At 44.8% G+C, this 261-nt stretch carries 1 pseudogene; it reads right to left on the bottom strand.

Going from position 1 to position 261, the window contains the following annotated elements:
• Window positions 1–261 (bottom strand): annotated as a pseudogene (locus tag BBG47_RS31025) (IS5/IS1182 family transposase); the annotation flags it as partial.

Raw genomic sequence — 261 nt, 5'->3', positions numbered from 1 at the left:
CCAGCCGTGACATGAACATCCGTAATCATGTTGTATTTCAGATCTACTGTGCGGTGGTCTAAATAAAAGAATCCCTCCGGCTTACCGTCTCGGATCATATAACCGCTTTCTGGATCGGTCTTGCTTATCTTAATTTCCTTTTCCTCTACCACGTCCTCTCTAGGTTTTAGTGCTTTTTTCCGTGAGTTTTCGGTCTTGCTCCACTGCTGCGTTTAGTTCGTCCACATAGTCACGGGTATTTTGTAAAACCCGCTCTTTCGT

Origin of the sequence: Paenibacillus sp. KS1 (assembly GCF_001680695.1) — a bacterium.
Taxonomy (GTDB): domain Bacteria; phylum Bacillota; class Bacilli; order Paenibacillales; family Paenibacillaceae; genus Paenibacillus_B; species Paenibacillus_B suaedae.
This window is presented reverse-complemented; position numbering and strand designations above follow the sequence as displayed.